General features: G+C 56.7%; 19 protein-coding genes. 9 read left to right on the top strand and 10 right to left on the bottom strand.

The window, feature by feature from the left end; genetic code table 11:
- Positions 1-46: 46 nt before the first annotated feature.
- The 6 genes from AAAX72_RS06795 to AAAX72_RS06770 all read right to left on the bottom strand — a co-directional run bounded on the left by AAAX72_RS06795 (position 47) and on the right by AAAX72_RS06770 (position 5380).
- Positions 47-982 carry a hexose kinase gene (locus tag AAAX72_RS06795; protein WP_349129683.1) on the bottom strand — a complete coding sequence of 312 codons (936 nt, stop codon included), beginning with the start codon at positions 980-982 and terminating at the stop codon, positions 47-49.
- 199 nt (positions 983-1181) lie between these two features.
- Positions 1182-1706: a galactose-6-phosphate isomerase subunit LacB gene (lacB, locus tag AAAX72_RS06790; protein WP_006234831.1), complete on the bottom strand. Its 525-nt coding sequence runs from the start codon at positions 1704-1706 to the stop codon at positions 1182-1184.
- Positions 1707-1769: 63 nt separating this feature from the next.
- Positions 1770-2198, bottom strand: coding sequence for a galactose-6-phosphate isomerase subunit LacA (gene lacA, locus AAAX72_RS06785; RefSeq protein ID WP_006234830.1), 429 nt, complete (start codon positions 2196-2198; stop codon positions 1770-1772).
- 307 nt (positions 2199-2505) lie between these two features.
- Entirely contained in the window at positions 2506-3495 is a 990-nt protein-coding gene (locus AAAX72_RS06780; RefSeq protein WP_349129682.1) for a hypothetical protein, read from the bottom strand.
- A gap of 327 nt (positions 3496-3822) precedes the next feature.
- A complete protein-coding gene (locus AAAX72_RS06775; protein WP_089572387.1) occupies positions 3823-4161 on the bottom strand; it encodes a PTS lactose/cellobiose transporter subunit IIA in 339 nt (112 codons plus the stop codon).
- Positions 4162-4375: 214 nt separating this feature from the next.
- Entirely contained in the window at positions 4376-5380 is a 1005-nt protein-coding gene (locus AAAX72_RS06770; protein ID WP_349129681.1) for a LacI family DNA-binding transcriptional regulator, read from the bottom strand.
- Between the two features lie 356 nt (positions 5381-5736).
- Between AAAX72_RS06770 and AAAX72_RS06765 the strand changes: the two genes are divergently transcribed.
- Both AAAX72_RS06765 and lacG (AAAX72_RS06760) read left to right on the top strand, forming a co-directional pair.
- Positions 5737-7512: a lactose/cellobiose PTS transporter subunit IIB gene (locus AAAX72_RS06765; RefSeq protein WP_349129680.1), complete on the top strand. Its 1776-nt coding sequence runs from the start codon at positions 5737-5739 to the stop codon at positions 7510-7512.
- Between the two features lie 66 nt (positions 7513-7578).
- Complete coding sequence (gene lacG / locus AAAX72_RS06760; RefSeq protein ID WP_349129678.1) at positions 7579-9018, top strand: 6-phospho-beta-galactosidase; 1440 nt, start codon at positions 7579-7581, stop codon at positions 9016-9018.
- Between the two features lie 267 nt (positions 9019-9285).
- Here the strand turns inward: lacG (AAAX72_RS06760) and AAAX72_RS06755 are convergent, their stop codons facing one another.
- The gene (locus tag AAAX72_RS06755) at positions 9286-10314 is read right to left on the bottom strand and encodes a substrate-binding domain-containing protein (protein ID WP_055310566.1); all 1029 of its coding nucleotides are present in this window, start codon (positions 10312-10314) and stop codon (positions 9286-9288) included.
- A 344-nt stretch (positions 10315-10658) separates the two neighbouring features.
- On the opposite strand from AAAX72_RS06755, the gene lacG (AAAX72_RS06750) reads away from it, so the two are divergent.
- Both lacG (AAAX72_RS06750) and AAAX72_RS06745 read left to right on the top strand, forming a co-directional pair.
- Positions 10659-12107, top strand: a complete 1449-nt coding sequence (lacG, locus tag AAAX72_RS06750) for a 6-phospho-beta-galactosidase (RefSeq protein ID WP_082437840.1) — start codon at positions 10659-10661, stop codon at positions 12105-12107.
- Positions 12108-12283: 176 nt separating this feature from the next.
- Complete coding sequence (locus AAAX72_RS06745; RefSeq protein ID WP_022094682.1) at positions 12284-14044, top strand: PTS lactose transporter subunit IIBC; 1761 nt, start codon at positions 12284-12286, stop codon at positions 14042-14044.
- Between the two features lie 413 nt (positions 14045-14457).
- Here AAAX72_RS06745 and AAAX72_RS06740 read toward each other — a convergent pair whose 3' ends face one another.
- The gene (locus AAAX72_RS06740; RefSeq protein WP_349129677.1) at positions 14458-15459 is read right to left on the bottom strand and encodes a LacI family DNA-binding transcriptional regulator; all 1002 of its coding nucleotides are present in this window, start codon (positions 15457-15459) and stop codon (positions 14458-14460) included.
- 283 nt (positions 15460-15742) lie between these two features.
- Between AAAX72_RS06740 and AAAX72_RS06735 the strand changes: the two genes are divergently transcribed.
- From AAAX72_RS06735 to AAAX72_RS06725, 3 genes are all read left to right on the top strand, one after another.
- The gene (locus AAAX72_RS06735) at positions 15743-17521 is read left to right on the top strand and encodes a PTS lactose transporter subunit IIBC (RefSeq protein WP_349129676.1); all 1779 of its coding nucleotides are present in this window, start codon (positions 15743-15745) and stop codon (positions 17519-17521) included.
- Between the two features lie 75 nt (positions 17522-17596).
- Entirely contained in the window at positions 17597-19018 is a 1422-nt protein-coding gene (lacG, locus tag AAAX72_RS06730) for a 6-phospho-beta-galactosidase (protein WP_349129674.1), read from the top strand.
- A 366-nt stretch (positions 19019-19384) separates the two neighbouring features.
- Complete coding sequence (locus AAAX72_RS06725) at positions 19385-20617, top strand: Fic family protein (protein WP_349129673.1); 1233 nt, start codon at positions 19385-19387, stop codon at positions 20615-20617.
- Positions 20618-20724: 107 nt separating this feature from the next.
- Here the strand turns inward: AAAX72_RS06725 and AAAX72_RS06720 are convergent, their stop codons facing one another.
- Positions 20725-21120 carry a hypothetical protein gene (locus tag AAAX72_RS06720; RefSeq protein WP_349129671.1) on the bottom strand — a complete coding sequence of 132 codons (396 nt, stop codon included), beginning with the start codon at positions 21118-21120 and terminating at the stop codon, positions 20725-20727.
- 162 nt (positions 21121-21282) lie between these two features.
- Positions 21283-22977 (bottom strand): PTS lactose transporter subunit IIBC, encoded by a 1695-nt coding sequence (locus tag AAAX72_RS06715; RefSeq protein WP_195520962.1) that lies wholly within the window; start codon positions 22975-22977, stop codon positions 21283-21285.
- 356 nt (positions 22978-23333) lie between these two features.
- On the opposite strand from AAAX72_RS06715, the gene AAAX72_RS06710 reads away from it, so the two are divergent.
- Both AAAX72_RS06710 and AAAX72_RS06705 read left to right on the top strand, forming a co-directional pair.
- Positions 23334-24254 carry a hypothetical protein gene (locus AAAX72_RS06710; RefSeq protein WP_022094155.1) on the top strand — a complete coding sequence of 307 codons (921 nt, stop codon included), beginning with the start codon at positions 23334-23336 and terminating at the stop codon, positions 24252-24254.
- Between the two features lie 72 nt (positions 24255-24326).
- Entirely contained in the window at positions 24327-25046 is a 720-nt protein-coding gene (locus AAAX72_RS06705) for a GntR family transcriptional regulator (RefSeq protein WP_172678010.1), read from the top strand.
- Positions 25047-25189 lie beyond the last annotated feature (143 nt).

Genomic DNA, 25189 nt, shown 5'->3' with positions numbered 1-25189 from the left:
GTTTGCAGCGTCGCGCCGTTACGCGGTTTGGTAAAACCGCGTAACCCTACAGTTCAGTCACGACAACGCTGTTGTAGACCTCGTCCCAGCGGTCCATGACCAGGTGGCCGGTCTTGGGATCCATGGCGTTAAGCTTGCCGCAGGTATTGGCGGTCTTGAGCACCGTGACGTCGTCGGCATCAGCAGCAATCGCATGCGCAAAGCCGGCGATGGTCGAGTCGCCGGAACCCGTCGCGTTCACAGCCGCAATCGCGGGCGTCTTGGCGCGGAACGCACGACCCTCATGGAAGCCCACCGAACCGGCAGCGCCCATCGAAACGACAACCCAGGGAATACCGGCAAAGCGGTCATCGGCGGCAAGCGCCTCGCGCAGGGCATCGACATCATCGGTCGTAAAGGACGTACCCAGCAGGCCGTTAATCTCGGTCAGGTTGGGCTTTACGAGCTCGGGCTTAGCGTCGGACTCCAGCGCGGCCTCCAGCGATGCACCCGAGGTGTCGAGCAGCACCTTGGCGCCCGCCTTCTCGGCGATCTTGACGAGCTCGGCATAGTAGCCGGCATCGACGCCGCGCGGCAGCGAGCCCGAAAGCGTCACAACGTCCGCCTTCGCTGCAAGCTCGGCGAACTTGGCCGTAAAGGCCTCGAGCTCGGCCGGGGCGATCTGCGGGCCGCTCTCCAGCAGCTCGGTCTGATTGCCCTCGTGCAGAATATTCAGGCAAATGCGCGTCTCACCGGCGATGGGCACAAAGTCGTTCTTGACGCCGTCGGCATCCATAAGCTCGGCCATATAGGCACCCATGTGGCCGCCGAGCAGGCCAGTCGCGAGCACGTCGTCGCCCAGCTGCAGCAGCACACGGCTCACGTTGAGGCCCTTACCGCCAGCAGTCTTTTCGGGCGTCACGCGGTTAACATCGTCGATGATCAGCTTGCCGAGCTGATAGCGCGTATCAATCGACGGGTTCATGGTAACGGTCAGAATCATGTTGAACTCCTGTTTAGAAAACCGGCCCGCGCCCCATCGCAGAAACGCGAGCCGTCAATTAAAAAGCTGCAGAATGCCGGGTACCGCCAAAAACGAAGCACCCAAGCTCAGCAAGCAAAAGTGTTATCAGAGCAACTCGCCCGCCAGATGGCTTCGCAGCGTCGACTGGTCTGGCGTTCGGTAGAACGCCGGAACCTCCTTAGTCGTGGTATTCGCCGCGGTCCCACTTCTCGAGGAACTCGTCAAAGAAGTGCGGGTCAGCCTGAGCCTCGGCATCGGCCTTATTGCAGGCATCGATCTTGGCGATCAGGGCATCGTGCTCGGGGGTCTTCTCGTAGGGCTCCTCCAAGAAGGCAAGCATGATATCGGCCATCAGGAACTCGCCGGTAATCTTGCCGCCAAAGCCCACGATGTTGGCGTTGAGCTCGCGACGGGCATACAGGGCAGAGGTCATGTCGCGAACCAGGGCGCAGCGGGCGCCGGGAACCTTGTTGACGGCGTTGGTGATGCCAATGCCGGTGCCGCACAGGGCCACGCCAAAGTCGGCCTTGCCGCTGGCAACAGCCTCGCCCACGGCCTTACCGTAGATGGGATAGTGCGTACGGGTGTGGCTGTAGGTGCCGCAGTCGAGCACCTTGTAGCCAGCCTGCTCCAGGCGGTCGGCCAGATAGATCTTCTCGTCCGTAACGATATGGTCGCAACCGATTGCGATGGTCTTCTTCATCAGAACGTCCTTTCGTCTGAATTCACAAGTTGAGGTAGAAGTTCGAGTTCTCGGTGGCTCTCGTTAGGCCATCTTGTTGAGCATGTCGACACGGATCTGGTGACGGCCGCCGGCGTACTGGGCGCGCAGGAACTCGCGGGCGATCTTTTTGGCGACCTCGGTGCCCACAACGCCCGGGCCCATGGTGACCATGCGCGAGCCGTTGTGCTCGCGGGTCATGTAAGCGGAACGCTCGTCGGAAATGTTGGCGACGACCATACCCTTAATCTTGACGGCGGCCATATAGGAGCCGACGCCGTACTTATCGAATGCGAAGCCCTGGGAATCCTTGTGCTCCAGCAGGTCCTTGGCAACGGCGGTCGCGGAATCGACAAAGTCCGCGGCAGGGGTCTCGGAATAGTCGACGACCTCGTGACCGTCGGCGATGAGCATCTCCTTGATGGACTCCTTCATCGACATACCGTCGGCATCGGAAGCGATTACAACCCTCATGACATCCTCCTTGAGAGATACGCAGGTGCGTAGTTTCTGTTTGGAAGTGTTGAATCGCGTTCAGGTCCGGGCATCTGAATGTGCGGTTCTTCACTGTTCATGTTTATTTGAACACATTCGAACAGTAACTGCAACAACTATTTGTTTATCTTTGTTCTTTTTTGAACAAATATCGTTCACGGATGATTGCTGACCGTTTGAGCCGGGCGCGGACGTAGCGACCATGTGTTTAACAAACAAAAGGGCGGCCAAGAACGTGTCTCGGCCGCCCTTCGGCGGTATTCCCCGGTATATACAGCTGTTTTAGCTACTCGGACTGCCCACCCTTTTTGGCGTGCTTGGACGGAGCACTCAGAAAGCGGCCCGTCAAATAGTTCGCCGGGCCGGAAATATCAATCCCCAGCAGTACGTGTCCCAGCCACAGGAACGCCACGAGCACCAGCAGCGGGATAACGCACGAGGTCACGATCATCACGATGACGCCTTCGATCAGATCGGTCACCTGATGCACGATCTCATCGGTCATCTGCTTGGCGCCGCTGGTCACCGACGTAATAAGGCTCGAGGCCCCGTCAGTCAACTGCTCGAGCACGTTTTTGGACTCCTTGGCCTCGGATTTTTTCTTGTTCGATTTTGAGCTGGTCTCGGCTGACTTGTCCGTGGTGTCGGCCACATCCGCAGCGTCCGCAGCCTTTTGCTCAGCTTGCTCAATACTTACGCGATACGTTTCATCGACCTTCTGCGACACCCATACGCTCGCGGGTACGAGCGCCATGCCGATCACGGCAACCACCAGCACGCGTGTCGCCACACGGCGCAGGACGGCGCTCGTACTCCAGCGCCCGTGAATGCCGAGCGACACCGCAAAGAGCACCAACGCAAACGGGATTAAGATGCCCAAGCCAACCGACCACAAAATGGTTAGCAGGTATTTCTCGAGGTAGAGCACGGCAAGCACGATACCAAGGTTGCCTGAAAGCTGCGCGAGCTGCTCGGCAACCGGCGTTCCCGTATCACCCGGCAGCGCAGTGATACCCGCAGATAGGGCGACGCACGAGGTCGTGAGCGCCAAAACATTGCCTTTCTTTTGATCGATGACCTCGATGGTGGAGTCCCAGGTCTTGGTATCGGCAAAATGCGGACGAGCTACAAAGCCTGACAACAGCGCCAGTACCACGAGCGCAACGATAAAGCCAATCTGCAGCTTTTTGTTTGCGCACACGACATCGGACAGGCTGGGCTGCAGCTCTGTTACCGTCGTGTGCTCGGTTATCTGGACAGGACGCCCATGAGCCATCTCGTGCGCGTCTCTTTTTTGTATTGACCCGTTATCCGGCATTTGGATACCTCCTCAGTCCGGCGTTTAATGCGAAAGAAAGTATACCCACCGAGCAAAAAACGAACGGGAAGACGAACAGAGCGCACCAAGACTGTCCCCAATGACTAGTCGTTTAAGAACGTCCCCAATGACTACCTCGGGATGAGTTGCGGTGGAATAGGGATTGTTTTGCGCCCGCCGGCCCCTATTCAGTCCCTATTTCACCGCAACTTGGAGGAGAACAGAAAAAGCCCTGTCGCGGGTAGCGGCAGGGCTTTTGGAAGGGGACTTGGTTGTGCGGGCTCGTTAGGCGAGCTTGGCCTCGAGCGCAGCGATGCGCTTGTAGGCGTCGATGGTAAAGCGGGTCTGCTTCTCCAGGATCATAGTGGTCATGAGGGTGTCCTGAGCGTGAGCCATGATGAAGGTCATCTCCATCTCGCCACCGCCGGCCTCCTGCGAAAGCAGCTTGGTCTGCGTGTCGTGGGCACCGATGAGCGCATCGCTGGCATCCTTGTGCAGCTGCTCGGCCTTCTCAAAGTCACCCTCGCGAGCAGCATCGAGCGCTGCAAGCAGATCGGTCTGGGCGTCACCTGCGTATGCGACAATCTCGAATCCAACCATCGAGATTTCTTCTTTGGTTGCCATGTTGCGTTCCTTTCACATATGAACCAATGGAGAGCATCGCGTCCGGGCATACGCGCTGCGTTGTGTATGACAGAAACAATAACATTCAAACAAAAAAGAACAGCGCAAAACGTAATTTCGAGCTATGAACGGTCACTTTTCGCCCGTGAACGGTTTTTAAACCAATTTGAACAATATCGAACACAATTAGCGGAAACCCAAACAGACCCGCGCCCTAGCGTACATCGCGCACCGTATCGCCCTCGACGAGCACGCCCGGAAACAGCATGTGCTCCACACCGGGTTCAACGCCCTCGGCGCCGGCAATCTTGTCGACCGCCCACATGCCGACGCGCTTGTTGTCAAAGCGCACCGTAGTCAGGCGACAATCGGGCACGATGTCGCCCAGACTGTCATCAACACCTACCACGCTCACGTCCTGGGGCACGTGCTTTCCGCGCGACTCGAGCCCGCGAATGCAGCCATATGCCATGGCATCGTTGGAGGCGTAGATGGCAGTACAGGTCGGATCGTCCGCCAGAGCCTGACCGGCAGCATACCCGCTCTGTGCCGTCCAATCGCCGCGCACGAGCTGCGGGGGCTCAATGCCATGCGCACGCAATGTCTCGCGCCAGCCTTCCTCGCGCCGCATGCCCGAAAGCGAGCGCTCGGGACACGAGATAAAGTGCACGGTTTTGTGCCCCCGCCCCAGCAAGTACTCGACCACCTGGCGCGAACAATCGAACTGGTCGTTATCGACCGTTGAACAGAGCGGGTGCTCCAGCATGGTAACGAGCACCGTCTGCATGCCGGGCAGCGGCTCAAAAGTGCCAAAGTCCGCCGGCATGCGATTCATGATCACGACCATGCCGTCCACCGGCAGTGCGCTCATACGCGACGATGCGCTCTCGAGGGTATAGGGGTGTCCATCTACTTTAGTGAGGGTGATGGCATAGCCGTGTTTGTCAGCCGCGGCGGCAAAGCCCTCCATACGGTCGAGGTTGCCGGTGCCGGTAATGTTGAACATGGCGACGCCGACGGTCTTAAACTTACCGCGGCGCAGCGATCGACCGGCAAAATTGGGGCGATACCCCAGCTCGCGCATGGCGGCACGCACGCGTTCCTTGGTCTCAGGGCGCACACTGGGCGAATCGTGCACGGTGCGCGAGACCGTCTGCTCCGAGACGCCCGCTAGGCGCGCCACGTCTTTGACGGATACCGATTTTTTAACAGCGGCCATAGGTCGATCTTTCTATGTCAACGATGCCATTGGTGGCACCTTGCGCAGTCATTTTTACCGCCTTCAAGTATATCCAACGCCTCCCCCACCATACGCTCACCACCCAAAACCTACCGTTCACCGACATTTTTGCTTCCCCGAACGGCTTTTGTCGCCCAAATGTTAACGTTGCCATTATGCAAACACAGAGCCACCGGGCGGCTCAAACGTTTACGCGTAAGGAATCGACGGTTCGCAGGCACAGGAACCACCGGTTCGCTTCTTTTTTGTGTCACAAAATGGCAACGTCAACATTTTGGCAACCGAAAGTCAAAAGCTACCATCGTTGCTAACCCACCGACTCTTAGGAGCATTGCATGGAGCAACTCATCGCCACCATCGAAAAGGGTCAGCCCTTTTTCAACGCGATCGCCCGCAACAAGTACCTCAAGGCGATCCGCGACGGCTTTATCTCCGTCATCCCCATCATCATCTTCTCGTCCATCTTTTGCCTGGTAGCCTCGGTCCCCAACATCTGGGGTTTCTACTGGCCCGATGACATCAACAACGCCCTGTGGAAGTGCTACAACTACTCCATGGGCATCCTGGCCATCGCCTGCGCCGCCACCACGGCCAAGCACTTCGCCGACGCCCAGAACCGCGATCTGCCCAAGAACAACCAGATCAACTTCATCTCGTGCATGTGCGCGGCCATCATCGGCTTCTTGCTCCTTTCGAGCGACACCATCGCCACGGACGCCGCCAGCGGCTTCAACACCACCTACCTTGGTTCCAAGGGCCTGCTGACCGCTTTCATCGCTGCGTTTGTGACCGGCATCATCTACAAGTTCTTCATTAAGCGCAACATCACCGTCAAGATGCCCGAGCAGGTTCCGCCCAACATCTCGCAGACCTTTAAGGACATCATCCCCTTCTCCGTCTGCATCACCGTCTTTTGGGTTTTTGACATCGTCTTCCGCGCTGCTTTTGGCTTCTGCTTTGCCCAGGGTGTCATCCAGGTGTTCCAGCCCCTGTTCACCGCTGCCGATGGCTACATCGGCCTCGCTGTGATCTACGGCGCCATGAGCCTGTTCTGGTTCGTCGGCGTCCACGGCCCCTCGATCGTCGAGCCCGCCATCGCCGCCGCTCTCGTTGCCAACATGACCGACAACCTGGCCGCGTTCCAGGCTGGCCAGCACGCTTCCGCTGTCCTGACCCAGGGTGCCCAGTACTTCGTCGTCTGCATGGGCGGCACCGGCGCCACGCTCGTCCTGGTCTTTATGTTCTGCTTCCTGGCCAAGTCCCAGGAGATGCGCGCCGTCGGTAAGGCCGCTATCGTTCCCGTGTGCTTTGCCGTCAACGAGCCGCTGCTGTTCGCCGCACCCATCGTGCTCAACCCCGTCTTCTTTGTCCCGTTTGTCTTTGCCCCGATCGCCAACATCTGGATCCTCAAGATCTTTATCGACTTCTTGGGCATGAACGGCTTTATGTACACCCTGCCCTGGACCGTCCCCGGCCCCATCGGTACCATCATGGGCCTGGGCTTCCAGCCGCTCGCCTTTGTGATGCTCGCCCTTATCCTGGTCGTCGACTTCGTTCTGTACTACCCGTTCTTCCGTGCCTATGACGCCCAGAAGTGCGCCGAGGAGGCCGAGATCTCCCAAGAGGAGCTCGCCGCCAAGAAGGCCGAGAAGGCCGCCAAGCTCAACGATGCCTTCCAGGGCAAGGCTGACGCCAAGAGCGTTGCCGCCGGCGCTGCCGCCGAGGCCGTGAAGGCCGACTCCCCCGCCGCTTCTGCAGCACCCGCTGCCGAGGCAACGACCGCCAGCGACCTCAACGGCAAGCGCGTGCTCGTGCTCTGCCAGGGCGGCGGAACCTCGGGCCTGCTCGCCAACGCACTGGCCAAGGCTGCCAAGGAGCGCGGCATCGATCTTGAAACCGCTGCCGAGGCATATGGCAACCATGTCGACATGCTCCCCGACTTTGACCTGGTCGTCCTGGCCCCGCAGGCCGCCAGCTACCTGGCCGACCTGCAGAAGGACTGCGAACGCGTGGGCAACAAGTGCGTCGCCTGCCGTTGCAAGCAGTACATCGAGCTCTCCCAGAACGGCGATAAGTCTCTCGCCTTCGTCTCCGAGCAACTCTCGAAGTAAGTAACGCTCAGGGCCAGCCGACCATCCAAGACCGGCTGGCCCTTCGATTTAGACGATTGGATCATCATGTCCGTTAACCCCGCTAGCGTCACCAACCCGCCTGCGCAGTTTCCCGAGGACTTTGTCTTTGGCGGTGCTACCGCTGCCTACCAGGTAGAGGGTGAGACCCGCACCCACGGTAAGGGCAAGGTTGCCTGGGACGACTTCCTGGAGGCCCAGGGGCGCTTCTCCCCCGATCCCGCTTCGGACTTCTACAACCAGTACCCCGTCGACTTGGAGCTGTGCGAGGAGTTCGGTATCAACGGCATCCGCCTCTCCATCGCCTGGAGCCGCATCTTTCCCAACGGCACCGGTGAGATTAACCCCGAGGGCGTCCAGTTCTATCACGATCTCTTCGCCGAGTGCCATAAGCACCACGTTGAGCCGTTCGTCACGCTGCATCACTTTGACACGCCGCTTCCCCTCTTTGAGAAGGGCGACTTCCTCAACCGCGAGACTATCGACGCCTTTGTGGACTTTGCCACCTTCTGCTTTAAGGAGTACGCCGAACAGGTAACCTACTGGTTCACCTTTAACGAGATTTGGGCCGACGCCTCCAACACCTACATCGAGGGCACCTTCCCCGGTGGCGTCAAGGCGCATCTTGCCGAGGCCTTCCAGTGCGAGCACAACATGATGCTCGCCCACGCCAAGGCAGTACTGGCCTTCCACAACGGCGGTTTTAAGGGCAAGATTGGCGTCATTCAGTCGCTGGAGTTCAAGTACCCGCTCAACGAGAACGACCCCGCCGACATCAAAGCCGCCAACAACGAGCACGTGCTGCAAAACCAGTTCTTGCTCGACGCCACCTTCCGCGGCGACTACGCGCCCGACACCCTCGAGTGCGCTAACCGCCTGGCTGCCGTCTCGGGCGGCACCATCGAGATCTTGGACGAGGACCTCGAGATTATGCGCGAGGCCGCGCTCTGCAACGATTACCTGGGCGTTAACAACTACCAGTGCCGTTTCTTGAAGGCTTACGATGGCGAGAACGACCTGCACCACAACGGTACGGGCGAGAAGGGCACCGGTCGCTGGCGCGTCAAGGGCATTGGCGAGCATGTGAACAAGCCCGGCATCCCCACCACCGACTGGGACTGGATCATCTATCCCGAGGGTCTGTTCGATCTGCTCGTCTACATTAAGCAGCGCTACCCCAACTACAAGCAGATCTTCATCACCGAGAACGGCATGGGCTACAAGGACCCCTACAAGAACGGTTTTGTGGACGACCAGCCGCGCATCGACTACATCGAGCAGCACCTGCGTTGGCTGCTCAAGGCCATGGAGGTGGGCGTCAACGTGGGCGGCTACTTCCTGTGGAGCCTGCAGGATCAGTTCTCCTGGACCAATGGCTACAACAAGCGTTACGGCTTCTTTTACGTTGACTTTGAAACCCAGAAGCGCACGCCCAAGGCAAGCGCCTACTGGTACAAGCACGTGGCGCAGACCCGTCGTCTGGACTAGTGGCTGGCGGGGTTGCCCGCTCACACAACCTGTCCCCATTTCTCAGCCGGGGGCGGCACGTCACACGGCGCGCCGCCCCCGGTCTTTTTGTTTTTGGGCTGGTCGGGAGCCGTTTGTCTCGATCTGTAACATCTAGCCGAGTTTTTTGGTCCTAGCTGTTACAGATTGAGACGAACAGGATTGCTCTTTCCGAAGAATCTAAATCTGTAACACGTAGCCCGCTTTTGACCGTCTACCTGTTACAGATCGAGACAAACGGAGTAGGACCTAACCCCGTATGTCCCTAACAGTCGAGCGTTCGACCAGCGTACTCGGCACATGAATCGCCTCGATAGACGAGCTCTCTCCAATCGCCGCCTCAAACGCAAGCTTACCGACACCGCGCAAATCAAATCGCAGCGTCGTCAGCCGATTGTGAGGAACAAGTCCCTCGAGTGCGTCGTCGATACCAACCACGCTCACGTCGTCGGGCACGGACAGGCCCGCGTTCTCGAGCGCGGCGATAACGCCCAGCGCCATCTGGTCATTTGCCGCAAGCACGGCAGTCGGCGCCTGCGACCCGCCGGCAAGCACCTCGGCCGCAATCCGCTCGCCCATGGCGTACCCACTGTCCGCACTCCAATCGCCACGCAGCATCGGAGCGGCATCGACATGAGCACGACCCAGTGTATCGCGCCAACCGGCCTCACGAAAACGCGAGGAAATCGAGTTTTCCGGACCCGCCACAAACCGCATATTCGAGTGACCATGTTCCAGCAGATAATTGGTCAACAGCTCGCACGAACCATACTGGTCGGAGTCGATCGTCGTGCAGCGCGGATGCGCATACATGGACAGGATGACCGTTCGCACTCCCGGCTGGGGAACAAACTCCTCAAAATCGGGAGCCATGCGGTTCATGTTGAGAATCATGCCGTCGACGGGTCGCTCGACCATGCGGCGCGAGGCATCGGCAAGTGTATAGGGCTTGTCGCCGCCCATCTCGATCATAGTGACGGCAAAATCGTGCTCGCGCGCCGCTTGCATGATACCCTCGAGCGTCGCCAGGTTACCGACACGTGTGATGTTGTACATGCACAGGCCAATAGAACGATACGACCCGCCGCGCAACGCCGCTCCAGCAAAATTGGGACGAAAGCCCAGCTCTTCCATGGCGGCCAGCACACGCTTGCGCGTCTTTTCCGTCACGTTGGGCATACCGTTGACCACGCGAGACACAGTCTGGCGGCTCACGCCAGCGAGCGCCGCAACCTCTGCCGCGCTCGCCGAATGACCATTCCTTGTCTGCTGAGCCATGCCTTCCACGCTAACCTGCTTCCCAACTATTCCCCGCGCCCATGGCGCATCGTACATACATCGATAACGTGCTCATGATACCCGAGCCATATACCACAACATGAAAACTTCTGTCAATCAAAACCGCTTACCGAACAAATACAACCGTTCGCGGCTGTTTGAAGTTGTTTTGTTTCTATACATCCCAGCCGGATGTTAACGTGCTCATTGTCAAATGTTCACGTGCTCATTTTGGTTCTAATCATTTTAAGATAGTGTTTATCGGGCTTTTTCACCGCTGAACGCTAACCAGGGAGCCTCCTGAGCGCAAACGCACAATATCGAACAGCGAGACGAGAGGGTGTATGCATATGTCTTTGCTAAACCGCGTACAGCAGCTGCCGAAGGGCTTTGTTTGGGGCGCCGCAACCGCCGCGTACCAAACGGAAGGTTCCACGAAGGTGGCAGGCAAGGGTAAGACCATGTGGGACGATTACCTTGTCGCCCAGGGTCGCTTTTTGCCCGACCCGGCCAGTGATTTCTACAACCGCTACGAGGAGGATATCCGCCTTTCTGCCGAGCATGGACTCAACGCCATCCGTGTGTCCATCGCCTGGACCCGCATCTTCCCCAACGGCGACGATGCCGAGCCCCTCGCCGAGGGCGTTAAGCACTACCACGAGCTGTTCGCCTGCTGCAAAAAGTATGGCGTCGAGCCCTATGTGTCCCTGCATCACTTTGACTCCCCCGCCGCCCTGTTCAACCAGGGCGACTGGCTCAACCGCAAGACCGTCGACGCCTATGTGCGCTATGCCGAGTTCTGCTTCCGCGAGTTCCGCGAGGTCAAGAATTGGTTCACCATCAACGAGCTCATCAGCCTCTCGCACTCCCAATACATCCAAGGCAACTTCCCGCCCAACCATCACTTTGATGTGACGAGCGGCATCCAGAGCCAGCACAACGAGCTCGTTGCCCACGCCCGCGCCGTCAACCTGTATAAGGATCTTGACGAGACCGAGCACCTGGGCGGACGCATTGGCATGGTCAACGTCCTGACGCCGGCATATCCTGCCACAGACTCGCCCGCCGACCAGCACGCCGCCGACCTGTACAACGCCTTCTACACCGACTTCATCATGGACGGCGCCTTCCTGGGTCACTACTCCGCGCGCACCCTCTCACTCATCAACGAGATTCTGCGTGCCAACAACGCCACGCTTACGGTTGAGGACAGCGACATGGAGGAGCTCGCCAAGGCGGCGCCCCGCAACGATATGTTCGGCCTCAACTACTATCAGTCGGCGTTTATCGCCGCCTACGATGGCGAGTCCACCAACAGCTTTAACGGCACCGGAGACAAGGGCACCTCGTGCTTTAAGTTTAAGGGCGTCGGGCAGCAGGTCGATATGCCGGGTATCCCCACCACCGACTGGGATTGGCTCATCTACCCGCAAGGCCTCTACGACACGCTCAAGCACATCAGCGCCACCTATCCCAACCTCCCCGTCATCTATATCACCGAAAACGGCCTGGGCCACAAGGACCCCGAGCCCGACGCAAACGGCATCGTCGCCGATCCCGAGCGCATCGACTTTGTCGACCAGCACATGGAGAAGGTGCTCCGGGCGCGCGCCGAGGGCGTCGACGTCCAGGGCTACTTTATCTGGAGCCTGCAGGACCAGTTCTCGTGGGCCAACGGCTATAACAAGCGCTACGGCCTGTTCTACATCGACTTCGACACGCAAAAACGCTACATCAAGCAGTCGGCACTCTGGTACAAGGAGCTCGCCGACACTATGGCGGACGCGCAGTAGCGCATCGCCTCGCTTTCCCCCGAGAGGGGAGCGGCCCTATGCGATACAAACCCAGCCGCTCCCCTCTCTCCCCCTGGGACCGACCCCGCCTGCACCCGGGCTTTTAGCAAGCGGGAGACCATATAGGTTTTCAACGTCCATGCCATTAAGATTTCATGCAAAGAGGAGCGTGAACTATGGAATCGATCGTTAAGTTCTTGGAGAAAGGTCAGCCGTACTTCGACAAGGTCTCTAAGAACATCTACCTTCAGGCCATTAAAGACGGCTTTTTGGCAGCAATGCCCATCATCCTGTCTTCTTCTGTCTTCCTGCTTATTTCGACCCTGCCGGGCGTTGTCGCCACGGTCGGCGGCTTTACGCTGCCCGACTGGTGGAACGTCGACGTCGTGAACTTCTGCAACAAGGTTTACAACTTCACGATGGGCGTCGTGGGCATCATGGTCGCCGGCACCACCGCAAGCGCGCTGACCGGCTCCAAGAACCGCCGCATGCCTGCCGGCAAGGCCATCAACGCCACGAGCACCATGGTCGCCGCCATGTGCGCTATGCTCATCTTGGCCGTTACCCAGACGAGTGCCAAGATCGACGGCGCCGATGTCTCGGTGTTCTTTACCGACAACATGGGCACCAAGGGCCTACTGAGCTCCTTTGTCGCCGCATTTGCCACGGTCAACATCTATGCCTTCTGCATTAAGCGAGACATCACCATCAAGCTGCCCAAAGAAGTCCCCGGCGCCATCGCCCAGAACTTCCGCGACATCTTCGCCTTCAGCTTCTCCATCCTGTTTGTCGCCGTCATCGACGTTATCTGCCGCACCTGCTTGGCCGTCCCGTTTGCCAACGTCATCTCCACGCTGGTGAGCCCGCTGTTCGCCGCTGCCGATTCCTACGCCGGCCTCGCCCTCATCTGGTTCATGATCCCGCTGTTCTGGTTCATGGGCATCCACGGCCCCTCGGTCGTTAAGCCTGCCCTCAACGCCGCGCTGTTTGGCAACATCACCACCAACCTCGCCACGCTGCAGGCCGGCGGTCACCCCGCCCTCGCCCTGACCGAGAACTTCGGTAACTACATCGGCGAACTCGGCGGCACCGGCGCCACGTTCATTGTCCCGATCATCTTCCTGCTCTTTATGCGCTCCAAGCAGCTCAAGGCCGTCGGCAAAGCCTCTGTCGTACCCGTGATGTTCGCCGTCAACGAACCGCTGCTGTTCGCCGCGCCCATCATCCTCAACCCGTACTTCCTGATCCCGTTCCTGTTTGCCCCCGTGGCCAACGTCCTCATTGGTAAGTTCTTCATCGACTTTTTGGGCATGAACGGCTTTATCTATGCCATGCCGTGGGCACTCCCCGGACCGATCGGCACCTTCATCGACACCAACTTCCAGCCGATCTCTCTGGTCCTGGTTGTCGTCCTGCTGGTCGTTGACTTCTTAATCTACTACCCGTTCTGCAAGGCCTACGACAACGTCCTGTGCAAGCAGGAGGCCGAGACCCTGGCCGAAGAAGAGGCCGAGGAGACCAAGGCCGTCAAGACCGCTGCCGCCCCCGCCGTTGAGGCTCCTGTTGTCGAGACCGCTTCTGCCACTGAGGCCTCCGCAGCTCCGTCCGCCCTTAAGGGCAAGGATCTGAGGGTTCTGGTTCTGTGCGCTGGCGCCGGCACCTCTGCACTGCTCGCCAACGCGCTTAAGGAAGGCGCCGACGAGCTGGGCATCGACATTACCGCCAACGCCGGTGCCTACGGCAGCCACTACGCCATCATGGACCAGTACAACGTCATCGTCCTGGCTCCGCAGGTTCGCACCTATTACAACGAGATGAAGGCCGACACCGACCGCCTGGGCATCACGCTGCTGTCGCCCAAGGGCAAACAGTACATCGACCTCACTAAGGATCCCAAGGGTGCCGTCGCCTGGATCGAGGAAAACCTCGAGGCATAAGACGCTGACGCCACCTGCCGCTCGCAGAAAAAAAATGGCCCGTGCATCGATGCGTGATGCGCGGGCCATTTTGTTTAGACCGCACCCGTCCTCCTGTTCATCTTAATCTGTAACATCTAGCCGAGTTTTTGGGTCCCAGCTGTTACAGATCGAGGTGAACGCACAGGCCAAGCCAAAAATCTCAATCTGTAACATGTAGACCGCTTTTGACCGCTTAGATGTTACAGATCGAGACAAACAGATGGGTCAATCCAATCAATCTAGATCTGTAACACCTGGCTGGTCATTTCACTCCTAACTGTTACAGATCGAGACAAAGATGATGGCTGGGTAGACAAAATCTCAATCTATAACACCTAGTCGAGTTTTCGGGTCCCACCTGTTACAGATTTAGACGAACAGGCCGAGCACGTCTACGCCCGCAGGTCCTTCACGCTGGAACGCTCGACCAGCACGCCCGAGACGAGCGTGCGGCTTCTGGAGCTCGGGGCTTCCAGACCTGCGACGACCTCATTAAGCGCACGGACGCCCAGCTCGCGGTGACGGAACTTCACCGACGTCAGAATCGAGTTGGGAATCGTCTTGTAAAGCTCGTCATCAAAGCCGATCACGGACACGTCGTCGGGCACACTGAGCCCTTTGTCACGTAGAGCCATCATCACGCCGTTTGCCATGCAGTCGTTAGCAGCGAGGACCGCCGTGCAATCGGGTTTATCGGCAAGCACAAGGCCCGCGGCATAGCCACTATCCGCATTCCAATCGCCTTGCAGAGGCCCGGGCGGCTCAATGCCACGCGCCTCGAGTGCCGCACGCCAACCTTTCATACGACACTGGCTCGACAGCGACTCTTTCTTACCAGAGACGAAGTACACATTCTTGTGCCCGCGATTCAAGAAGTACTCGCATGCCATGCGCGCGCCGCCCTCTTGGTCGTCACTGACGGTGGAGCAGGTAGGATGTTCCATCGGTGTGATAATCACCGTCTTGAGGTCCTTCGGTGCCTCAAAGGTATCAAAGTCATCGACCATCTGACGCAGGTTGAAGATCATGCCATCAACAGGCAGCTGCGACATCCTGCGCGCCGCTTCGGCAAGGGTCATCTTCTCCCCCGCGCGCTTCTTAATCATCGTGAGCGCAAAGCCGCGTTCTTCGGCGGCATCGGCGATACCGTCAATCATGTCCACGGCACCGCCCGACAAGTGGAACATCACCACGCCGATGCACCCGTAACGGCCCAACTTGAGTGAACGCGCGGCAAAGTTGGCTCGAAACCCGAGCGCCTCCATTGCGGAATGGACCTTATCGCGTGTCGACTCTCGCACGCTATCGGGCTCGTTGATCACGCGCGACACCGTCTTGAGAGAAACGCCCGCGGCAACTGCCACATCATTCATTGAGACATTTTTCTTGTCCATCGTTGCCACTGCTTCTCCACTCGGTTCTCTATCGCTTGCTTTTGCGTTCTAGCATACACTACCTGCCCGACTGACAAATCAACCGTTTACCGGACAATATCGACCGCTCACCCGTATATCCTTGTTGCTCTTCCAAAAATGTCTTACGTTGTCATTAACGAAATGACAACGTTGTCATTTCACAATGCCTTCCTTAAGCAGGAAGGTTTCCGGGCAGTCCTGACCATCCATCGACGACCAGTTCCATCCACATGCATCGCGCATCAAGTAGCAAAGGAGCTCTATGGACGCCATCGTAAAGATGCTCGAAAAGCATCAACCGTTCTTTGAGAAGATCTCGAGAAACATCTACCTCCAGGCCATCAAAGACGGATTCCTTGGGTGCATGCCCATCGTCCTCACCTCTTCGATCTTCCTGCTAATCGCCACCCTTCCCGGCGTCGTTGGCATCACGCTGCCCCAACCGCTCATCGACTGGTGCAACAAGCTGTACAACTTCACCATGGGCGTCATGGGCATCATGGTTGCCGGCACCACCGCCAAGAACTTCACGGCTTCCATGAACCGTCGCATGCCCGCCGGCAAGGTGCTCAACGACGGCTCCACCATGGTTGCCGCCCAGTGCAGCATGCTGCTGCTCGCTGTTACGCAGTTCACCACCAAGTTCAACGGCTCCGAGCTTTCGGTCTTCGATTGCACCAGCATGGGTACACGCGGTCTGTTCTCCGCCTATATCGCCGCGTTCATTACCGTTTGGGTCTACAAATTCTGCGTCTCGCGCGATCTGACCATTAAGCTGCCCAAGGAGGTCCCGGGCGCCATCGCTCAGAACTTCCGTGACATCATCCCCTTCGGTGGCGCTGTCATCATCTGCGGCATCATCGATGTGGTTGTGCGCAACCTTATGGGCGTTCCGTTCTCCGAGCTGCTCATCAAGCTGCTCTCCCCGCTCTTCACTGCGGCAGAGACCTACCCCGGACTCATCCTTATCCAGGCAGCCACCGCGTTCTTCTGGTTCATCGGTGTCCACGGTCCTTCGATTGTCCAGCCGGGCATCGACCCCATCCGTCTTGCCAATCAGGCCGAGAACCTGCAGGTTCTGTTGGCCGGTGGCCACCCCGCCCACTCCCTCACCTTTAACATGTCGCTCGTGGGTGAGTTCGGCGGCACCGGCGCCACGTTCATCGTGCCGCTTCTGCTGATTCTCTTTATGAAGTCCAAGCAGCTCAAAGCCGTCGGTAAGGCCTCGATTGTTCCTGTTGCCTTCGCCGTCAACGAACCGCTGCTCTTTGGCGCGCCGATGATCCTTAACCCCTACATGCTCATCCCCTTTGTTGCCGCCGGCTGCGTCAACGTGAGTGTTGCCAAGTTCTTTATCGACAATGTGGGCATGAACGGGTTCTCCTTCGTGGTGCCTTGGGCTACCCCTGCCCCCATCGGCATCTTCATCACCACGAACTTCCAGCTTATCGCCCTGGTGTTTGTCGCAATCATCATATTGCTGGACGCCATCATCTACCTGCCGTTCTTGAAGGCATACGATAAGCTGCTCTGCGACCAGGAGGCCGAACGCGCCGCCGAGCTGGGTCTTGAGTCCGATGGTGCTGCCACCATCGCCGCCAACGCCCCTGCGCCCGTTGTCGAGCAGGCTACCGCTTCCGTCGAGCCGACCGCCGCTGCCGCCGACAGCAAGCCTGTCGCCGATCAGCCCGAGCCCGCCGCCGACGCATCCGCTAAGAAGGACGTCGATGGCCTGAAGGTCCTCGTTCTGTGCGCCGGCGCCGGCACCTCTGCCATGCTTGCCAACGCCATCAAGGAAGGTGCTGCGCAGACCGGAGAGAACATCGCTTCCTCCGCAGGCGCCTATGGCCAGCACACTGCCATCATGGATCAGTACGACGTTATCGTGCTTGCCCCGCAGGTCCGTAGCTACTACAACGACATGAAGGCCGACACCGATCGTCTGGGCATTAAGCTGCTCGCCCCGCGCGGCAAGGAATATATCGACCTTACCCGCGACCCCGCTGGCGCCATCAAGTGGCTCCGCGAGAACCTCGACTAGTTCCTCCCTCTGTTGGTGCCCGGATCCCCAGTTCGGACACCTCTCCCTATTCGTATCCCACAGAAAGGATGACTCATGACCAACCCCATGCAGTTCCCCGACGGCTTTGTGTTTGGTGGCGCCACCGCTGCTTACCAGGTTGAGGGCGAGACCCGTACGCACGGCAAGGGCAAAGTGCCCTGGGACGATTTCCTGGCAGCCCAGGGTCGCTTCTCCCCCGATCCCGCAAGCGACTTCTACAACAAATACCCGGTCGATATCGACCTGTGCCAGCGCTTCGGCATCAACGGTATCCGCGTCTCCATCGCTTGGAGCCGCATCTTCCCCAGCGGCACTGGCGAGATCAACCCCGAGGGCGTCGCCTTCTATCACGAGCTCTTTGCCACCTGCAATAAGGCCGGCGTTATCCCCTATGTCACGCTCGATCACTTTGATACACCTGAGGCCTTTTACCAGAACGGCGGCGAGGGCTTCCTGACGCGCACGACGATCGACGCCTTTGTCGAGTACGCCAAGTTCTGCTTTGCCGAGTTCACCGAGGTCAAGCACTGGTTTACCTTTAACGAGATTCCCGCAACCGCCGAGGGCAGCTTTATCGTCGGCAACTGGCCGCACGGCGAGAAGTACCGCCTGGACAAGGCCTTCCAGCTCATGCACAACATGATGGTGGCCCACGCCAAGGCTGTCGTCGCCTTCCATGAGGGCGGCTTTGAGGGCGAGATCGGCATTGTCCAGAACCTGGAGCCCAAGTATCCCCTCGACCCCAACAACGCCGCCGACTGCGAGGCAGCTCGCATGGCCGACGTCATCAACAACCGCTGGGTACTCGACGCCACCTTCCGCGGCCACTATGCAGCCGATACCATGGAGGCTGCGACCAAGCTGGCCCATATCGCCGGCGGCGAGCTCGACGTCCGCGACGAGGACATCGCCGCGCTGACCGCCGCGCTCCCCTACAACGATTGCCTGGGCGTCAACACCTACAAGTGCCAGTTCCTGCGTGCCGCCGAGGGCGAAAATGACATCAACCACAATGGCACCGGTGACAAGGGCTCCTCGCGCTGGTTCCTCAAGGGCGTGGGCGAGTCATGCGTGCGCGAAGGCGTACCCACCACCGATTGGGACTGGATCATCTATCCCGAGGGCCTCTACGACCTGCTGCTGCGTATTAAGAACGATTACCCCAACTACAAGAAGATCTACATCACCGAGAACGGCATGGGCTATAAGGACGACTTCGAGGATGGCTTTATCGACGACGCCCCTCGCATCGACTATATGCGCCAGCATCTCGCATGGATCCTCAAGGCAATCGACGGCGGCGTGAACGTCGACGGTTACTTCGTGTGGTCGCTGCAGGACCAGTTCTCCTGGACCAACGGCTATAACAAGCGTTACGGCCTGTTCTACATCGACTTTGAGACCCAGAAGCGCTATCCCAAGGCAAGCGCGTACTGGTACAAGAACGTCGCGGAGACCGGCCTGCTCATGGCCTAACTTTTGCCGCATACCCCCTGTCGGCCGCATACGAATCCCTCCATGGGTTCGCATGCGGCTTTTTTGTTTTGGTGGGCCCGAGCGGATCATTCGTCTCGATCTGTAACATCTAGTCGAGTATTTCGGCCCTAGCTGTTACAGATTTAGACGAACGGGTGGCCCGGGCCGAACAATCTCGATCTGTAACATGTAGACCACTTTTGACCGTCTAGATGTTACAGATCAAGACAATAAGATAGTCAAATCCAAACTTTCCAAGCAGTTATGAAGCATGGTTTCTAGTTTTCGGTATCACGAACATACTTTCGGTATCATTTAATGGTATTATGATATCGAAAGTGTGTTCGTGATACCGAAAGGAGCCGCATGCGCCAGTTCGATTACACCACAGTCCCAGCGGAACTCGAAGCAACTCCAATCACCAACCTCCTCCTCTCGATACGCGAGCATAAAGGCCGACAGCTTGCTCTGAGTCAAGTCAAACCCGAACTTCTATCGTCCCTAATGGAGGAGGCTAAGATCCAAAGCACCCAATCCTCCAACGGACTTGAAGGAATTGTTACCACCCAAAAAAGACTCAAAGCGATCATGGCGTATTCCGCCAAGCCAAGCTCCCGCGCAGAGGAAGAAATCGCTGGATACCGAGATGTGCTGTCGCTTATTCACGAGCAACACGATTCCATTCCCGTAACGCCATCGGTCATTCTGCAGTTGCATCGTGACCTCATGGCGCACACGGCAATCTCGTATGGAGGCCATTGGAAAGATGGCGATAACGAAATCGTCTCCATTGACGATCAAGGTAATCGATTTGTGCGCTTTAGGCCCCCTTCGGCTCTAGCAACCCCGGGACTTATTAAAGAAGCCTGCCAGTCCCTCAACGATGCTTTATCTCGCCAAGTTTGCGATCCCCTCCTTATATCGCTCCGCTTTATCTTCGATTTTGTTAGCATTCATCCCTTCAACGATGGCAATGGCAGGATGAGTCGGCTCCTTACAACGCTGTTGCTCGAAAAGACTGGATACGACGTTGCGCGTTACATCAGCATCGAGCGACTTATTGAAGACAACAAAGCGCTTTACTACAACGCCCTCGCTGCAAGCTCCACTGGATGGAATGAAAATCAAAACACCGAAGTACCCTTTATCCGTTTCATGCTCGGAACAACCCTGGCCGCCTACCGACAGCTCGAGCAGCGTACCTTAATTGAATCAAGCACTCGTCCCATGTCGAAGCAAGCGCGCATCGCTGTTCTATTTCAACAGAGACCCGGCGTCATTAAGAAATCCGACATCCGGTCCAACTGCCCCGATATCAGCGAGGTAACCGTTAAACGAACCCTCGGCCAGCTTGTTAGTTGCAGCGCAATCGAAAAAACAGGAGCGGGTCGTTCGACGGGCTACATACTCAAAGACGTCCATGCTCTAGAACTATTCTTGCAAGCCACAATACCCGATGGCGAGGCCGCAATAACAAAAGAGGCTCCAAAGGATAAGCTCCTTGAACGTGTAAACCACGCCGAGGATGAAAGCAGAGAAGGGCTCTATGAAGACTACGATTCATTCTCAATGGACATAAAGACGAAATACGGAGTCTAGTCATATCTCAGAATAGCCTCATCCTTGTTGCCCAAAGTTATTTGCGTGTCATTGTAAAGCGGTGCCCCTGCGCTGGCAGGGGGCAGAAGTATCGCCTGCTGCGCTAGCTAGCAAATGGCCTGCGTGTGTTCCTCGATGGCGGCACGATCCTCGGCGGTAATACCCGGCTCGCACACCACGGCGTCCAAATTGTCCAGGCGGCAGAAGGTGTAGAAGTCGCGCTTGCCAATCTTGCTGGAGTCGGCGATCAGATAGCGCGAGTCGGCCTTGCTAAAGGCGAGCTGCTGGATGCGGCCCTCGTTCATGTTGGACGTGGACGCGTCGCCGTCCAGAATGCCGTTGGCACCGATAAACGCCGCGTCGATGCCCAGCGCACGCAGGGTATCCTCGGCCGTTGGTCCCACAAAGGCGGCGGTGCGGCGGCGGTACATGCCGCCCACCAGGCACAGCTCGCAATCCTCGCGCGCCTCGAGCAGGTTAAACACCGAAAGCGAATTGGTCACATAGATGGAAGTCAGCTTGTCGGTGACTCGAAGAGCGCCAATGCGATCTCACGACGGTTGCGTTCATTGTCTCAATTAGATACTCAACGAAATACGGCCCCGCAGCTCAATAAGCTGCGGGGCCGTACTATACACCGACGAATCAACGACGGAGTGCATCCACTATTTGGCCAGCTCCTGAACGATCCAGTCAATTGCGCCTTCGGGATCGTTGGTAAGGTCGATATACTCCTTGCCCCTTGTGGTGAGCAGTTTAATTCCAAGGCGATCGGTATCGGCCTTCATAGCGTCATAGTACATGCGTGCCTGGGGTGCCAGAACAATCACGTTGTACTGATCCATCGTCTCATAGTGGCTTCCGTACGCACCGGACTGAGAAACCAGATCGATACCCTTAGCAGCGGCACCTTCGCGAAGAGCATTTGCCAAGAGAGTCGAAGTGCCAGCACCCTGGCAAAGCACAAGCACGCGGATCTGCTCCGCCTTGTCCTTTACCGCCTCGAGAGCTTTTGCGACATTTTCCTGTGCGGCAATAGCATCTGCATCCGAGGTTCCTGCAGTCTCCTTTGCAGACTCTTCCAAACAAAGCTGATGGTCATACGCCTTGCAGAACGGATAGTAAATCACAAAGTCAACGACCAACAGCACTGCCATCAATACGAGAGAACGCAGATCGAGACCCGTGGTGAGGAATGCACCGATTGGGCCGGGAAGCGCCCACGGCATGGTATACATGGGGGCGTTCATTCCAATGACGTCAATGAAAAATTTACCGATAATGGCGTTGACCATAGGAGCCACTAGGAAGGGCACGAACATATAGGGATTGAGAACAATCGGCATACCGAAGATAACGGGCTCGTTAACTCCAAAAATCACCGGGATAATCGATGCCTTGCCCATGGCTTTAAGCTGCTTGGAGCGCATAAACATGATCAGGATAATAGGAACGATGAACGTGCAGCCAGAACCGCCCAGACCGCCGATGAAGCTTGTAAAGTCCTGCGTGAGAGCAATTGACGGGTGTCCACCTGCTTGAAAAACCTCAAGATTGGTAACGGTATTGCCGTAGAGCGCAGCATTGATCGGACTCATGACAACCGAAGCACCGTGGATACCCATAAATTGGAAAAGCGCGACCGCGCCTTCGATAAGCGCCATGCCAGGATAGGTGTCGACCGCGGAGAACAGCGGCGAGATGAGAGCGGATACCAAATTGGCGAACGGCACAGCAAGCAGCTTGCGGCTCGCAAGATCGATAAAAGCGCACGCAAGGATCGAAAACCCAAATGCAAAGATATCGCGAAAACTCTGCGCAATAGAGCCAGGGACCTCTTTGGGAAGCTTGATCGTCACATTATGGCTAATGCACACCTTATAGATATTAACGGTCAAGAATGCGGCTACGAACGCAGCGAGAAAACCCTTGGTTCCCATATAGCCGGTTTCAAAAACAGATGTATCTGCCCCGCCAATCGAGACAACATCGTTCGTCACCGATAGCAAGAGCATGCCGCACATGGCACAAACCATGCACGAGGTGGGGTTGAGAGATTTACCCGAAGGCATGCGACGGTTCATCGACATGGCAAGTGAGCTCGCCGTGGTGCCGGCCACCATAATGCCAAGAAGTCCCATGGTATATGCATAGATTTTATTGAAGAAATCCAGCACCTCAGACGGAAGCGTGATGCCTACATAGGCAGGGAGCGTCGAAAGAAGAAGGAACAGGCTCGAGAACAGCACAATTGGCATATTCGAGAGAAAGCCATCCTTAATCGCCACCAGATAAATGTTCCTCGAGATTTTGTCGAAGAGGGGCTGGTGTTTTTCAAGGAATTTGACGATAGCGTCCATAACACATCCTTTCATGATTCCCGGGCACACAACGATTTATCCGGACTCAACCGTCGTCGTCCCCGTTTGTATCCACTTATGTAAGTGAATACGTTCTTGTGCGAAATGTAATATCATTTGAGCGATTTGTCATAACCAATTCTTTTTCCGCTTTGTCGATATGTCAAGAATTCAAATACTTATTCGGTGAACGGTAGTTGATTAATTTAAGGTTTTCCCAGCTAGGGTCTATTTTTTCCGAGCAGTACAATAAGTTTGCAACCGTTCACCGATTGGATATAACATATTGAATATATTGTTGTAACAATATTAGAGACAATGTCACAAGCCTGTCGTTCTAGTCAAAGGAAGTAACAATGCCCAAACGATTACTGAACATGTCCGCATCCGATTTTGCCGCCACGTCACCCATGGATCTAAAACAGGCAATTCTGGCTTCCGAGGGACGTACCATCATGGCGGAAAACGTACCCTCTTCCCAATTTCTCGGCGGCGTTACTAATGCAGAAATCGAACGTGCCGCAGGTGCCGACCTGCTTCTGTTTAACGCGCTCGATGTGTTCGATCCAGTTATTGCCGGTATTCCAGATGATCTCAATGAAAACCCGGTCACTTGGGTGAAGCGAGCATGCGGAAGGCCCATTGGCGTCAATCTGGAGCCAGTTGATAACGAGGCAGAGATGTCTGAATCCCGAACGGAAATCCCCATGGGTCGTCGCGTCTCTCCCAAGACCTTAGAAAAGGCTAACGAACTCGGATTTGATTTTATCTGCCTGACGGGCAACCCTGGAACCGGCGTCTCCAACGATGCAATCGCCCATTCGATTAAACTCTCCAAAGAGCATTTCAATGGCCTGGTCATAGCCGGAAAAATGCATGGAGCGGGCGTTGCAGAACCTGTCATGACGCTCGAAATTGCGCGCAAGTTTGTTGACCTCGGCGTCGATATCCTTCTCGTGCCAGCCCCCTACACCGTCCCTTGCTTCCAAGAAGCAGACCTGCGCGCCATCGTAGACTTTGTACGATCCCACAACGTAGGCAAGTCAATTGAAGAGAAGGTTCTCGTCATGGCGGCGAACGGGACGAGTCAAGACTCCTGCGACAGCGAGACCATTAAGAAAATAGGCCTTGCAGCAAAAGCAGCCGGCGCTGACCTCCAACATATCGGGGACTCCATGAACGGTATTTGCCTGCCCCAGAATATCTTCACGCTCGGACAAGCCCTTCGTGGATACAGGCATCAGATCGTCATGCTGAGCCGCTCTGTGATACGTTAAGGTTACCTTGCCCACGTTACATCCCGACTGAGGCAACCATCAGGTATAACCAACATGCAAACTGAGGCTCTAATGCTCGATACACACGAAAAACGGCCACTCTATTTACAGCTCACCGACGCGCTGCTCAAGCAGATCGTCGATGAATATCAAGCAGACGATAAACTTCCAACAGAAATGGAACTCTGCGACGAATACGCCGTAAGCAGAACAACCGTCCGACTTGCCATGAGTGAGCTGGAGCGTCGTGGAAGTATCTATCGAATCCAAGGTAAGGGATCGTTTGTTGCACCGAAACGCGTTAGCGAGCTCAATTCACTTTTAGACTTTGACTTTGCAAGCCATTGCGATGGCGTTGATCCGGATGCCATCACCAAACATTTCGGCGGCCTCACATCAGGTCGTCCAATTTCCGTAATGATGCTCCAACAATTTGGATGTCAAAGTCGCGATGAAATTCAGCGTCTTGAATTGACCTACGAACTTGAAGGCAGCTTCATAGGCGCTGATACGTTCTTCATTTCAAAGTCGCGCGTTCCGAATAACCAGTTAGATTTTCAGGCATTTAGCAGAATCATGGACGACTTGTCCAAGTCTATCCAATCTGTTAGGGAAAGCTATAGAGCACGTCAGCTTAGCGATTCCGAAGCCAGTAATTATGGTGTTGCAAAACTTCCGGTCATCGAACTGACTCATTATGCTTACGACTCCGGAGGCAAACTAATCTCAATTGTCTGCCGCACCGTCTTAACTGGGCGAATCCCTTATCAAAACTTTATTTTCAAGTCCTAATGTTCTTTTTCTTTTGTCTCGATCTGTAACACGTAGCCGAGTTTTTAAGTCCTAACCGTTACAGATCGAGACAAACAAGGTAGACCCCGCCGAATTGTCTCAATCTGTAACACTAAGACCGGTTTTGGACGTCTAGATGTTAC

The organism is Collinsella sp. CLA-ER-H8, assembly GCF_040092335.1.
GTDB lineage: Bacteria > Actinomycetota > Coriobacteriia > Coriobacteriales > Coriobacteriaceae > Collinsella.
This window is presented reverse-complemented; position numbering and strand designations above follow the sequence as displayed.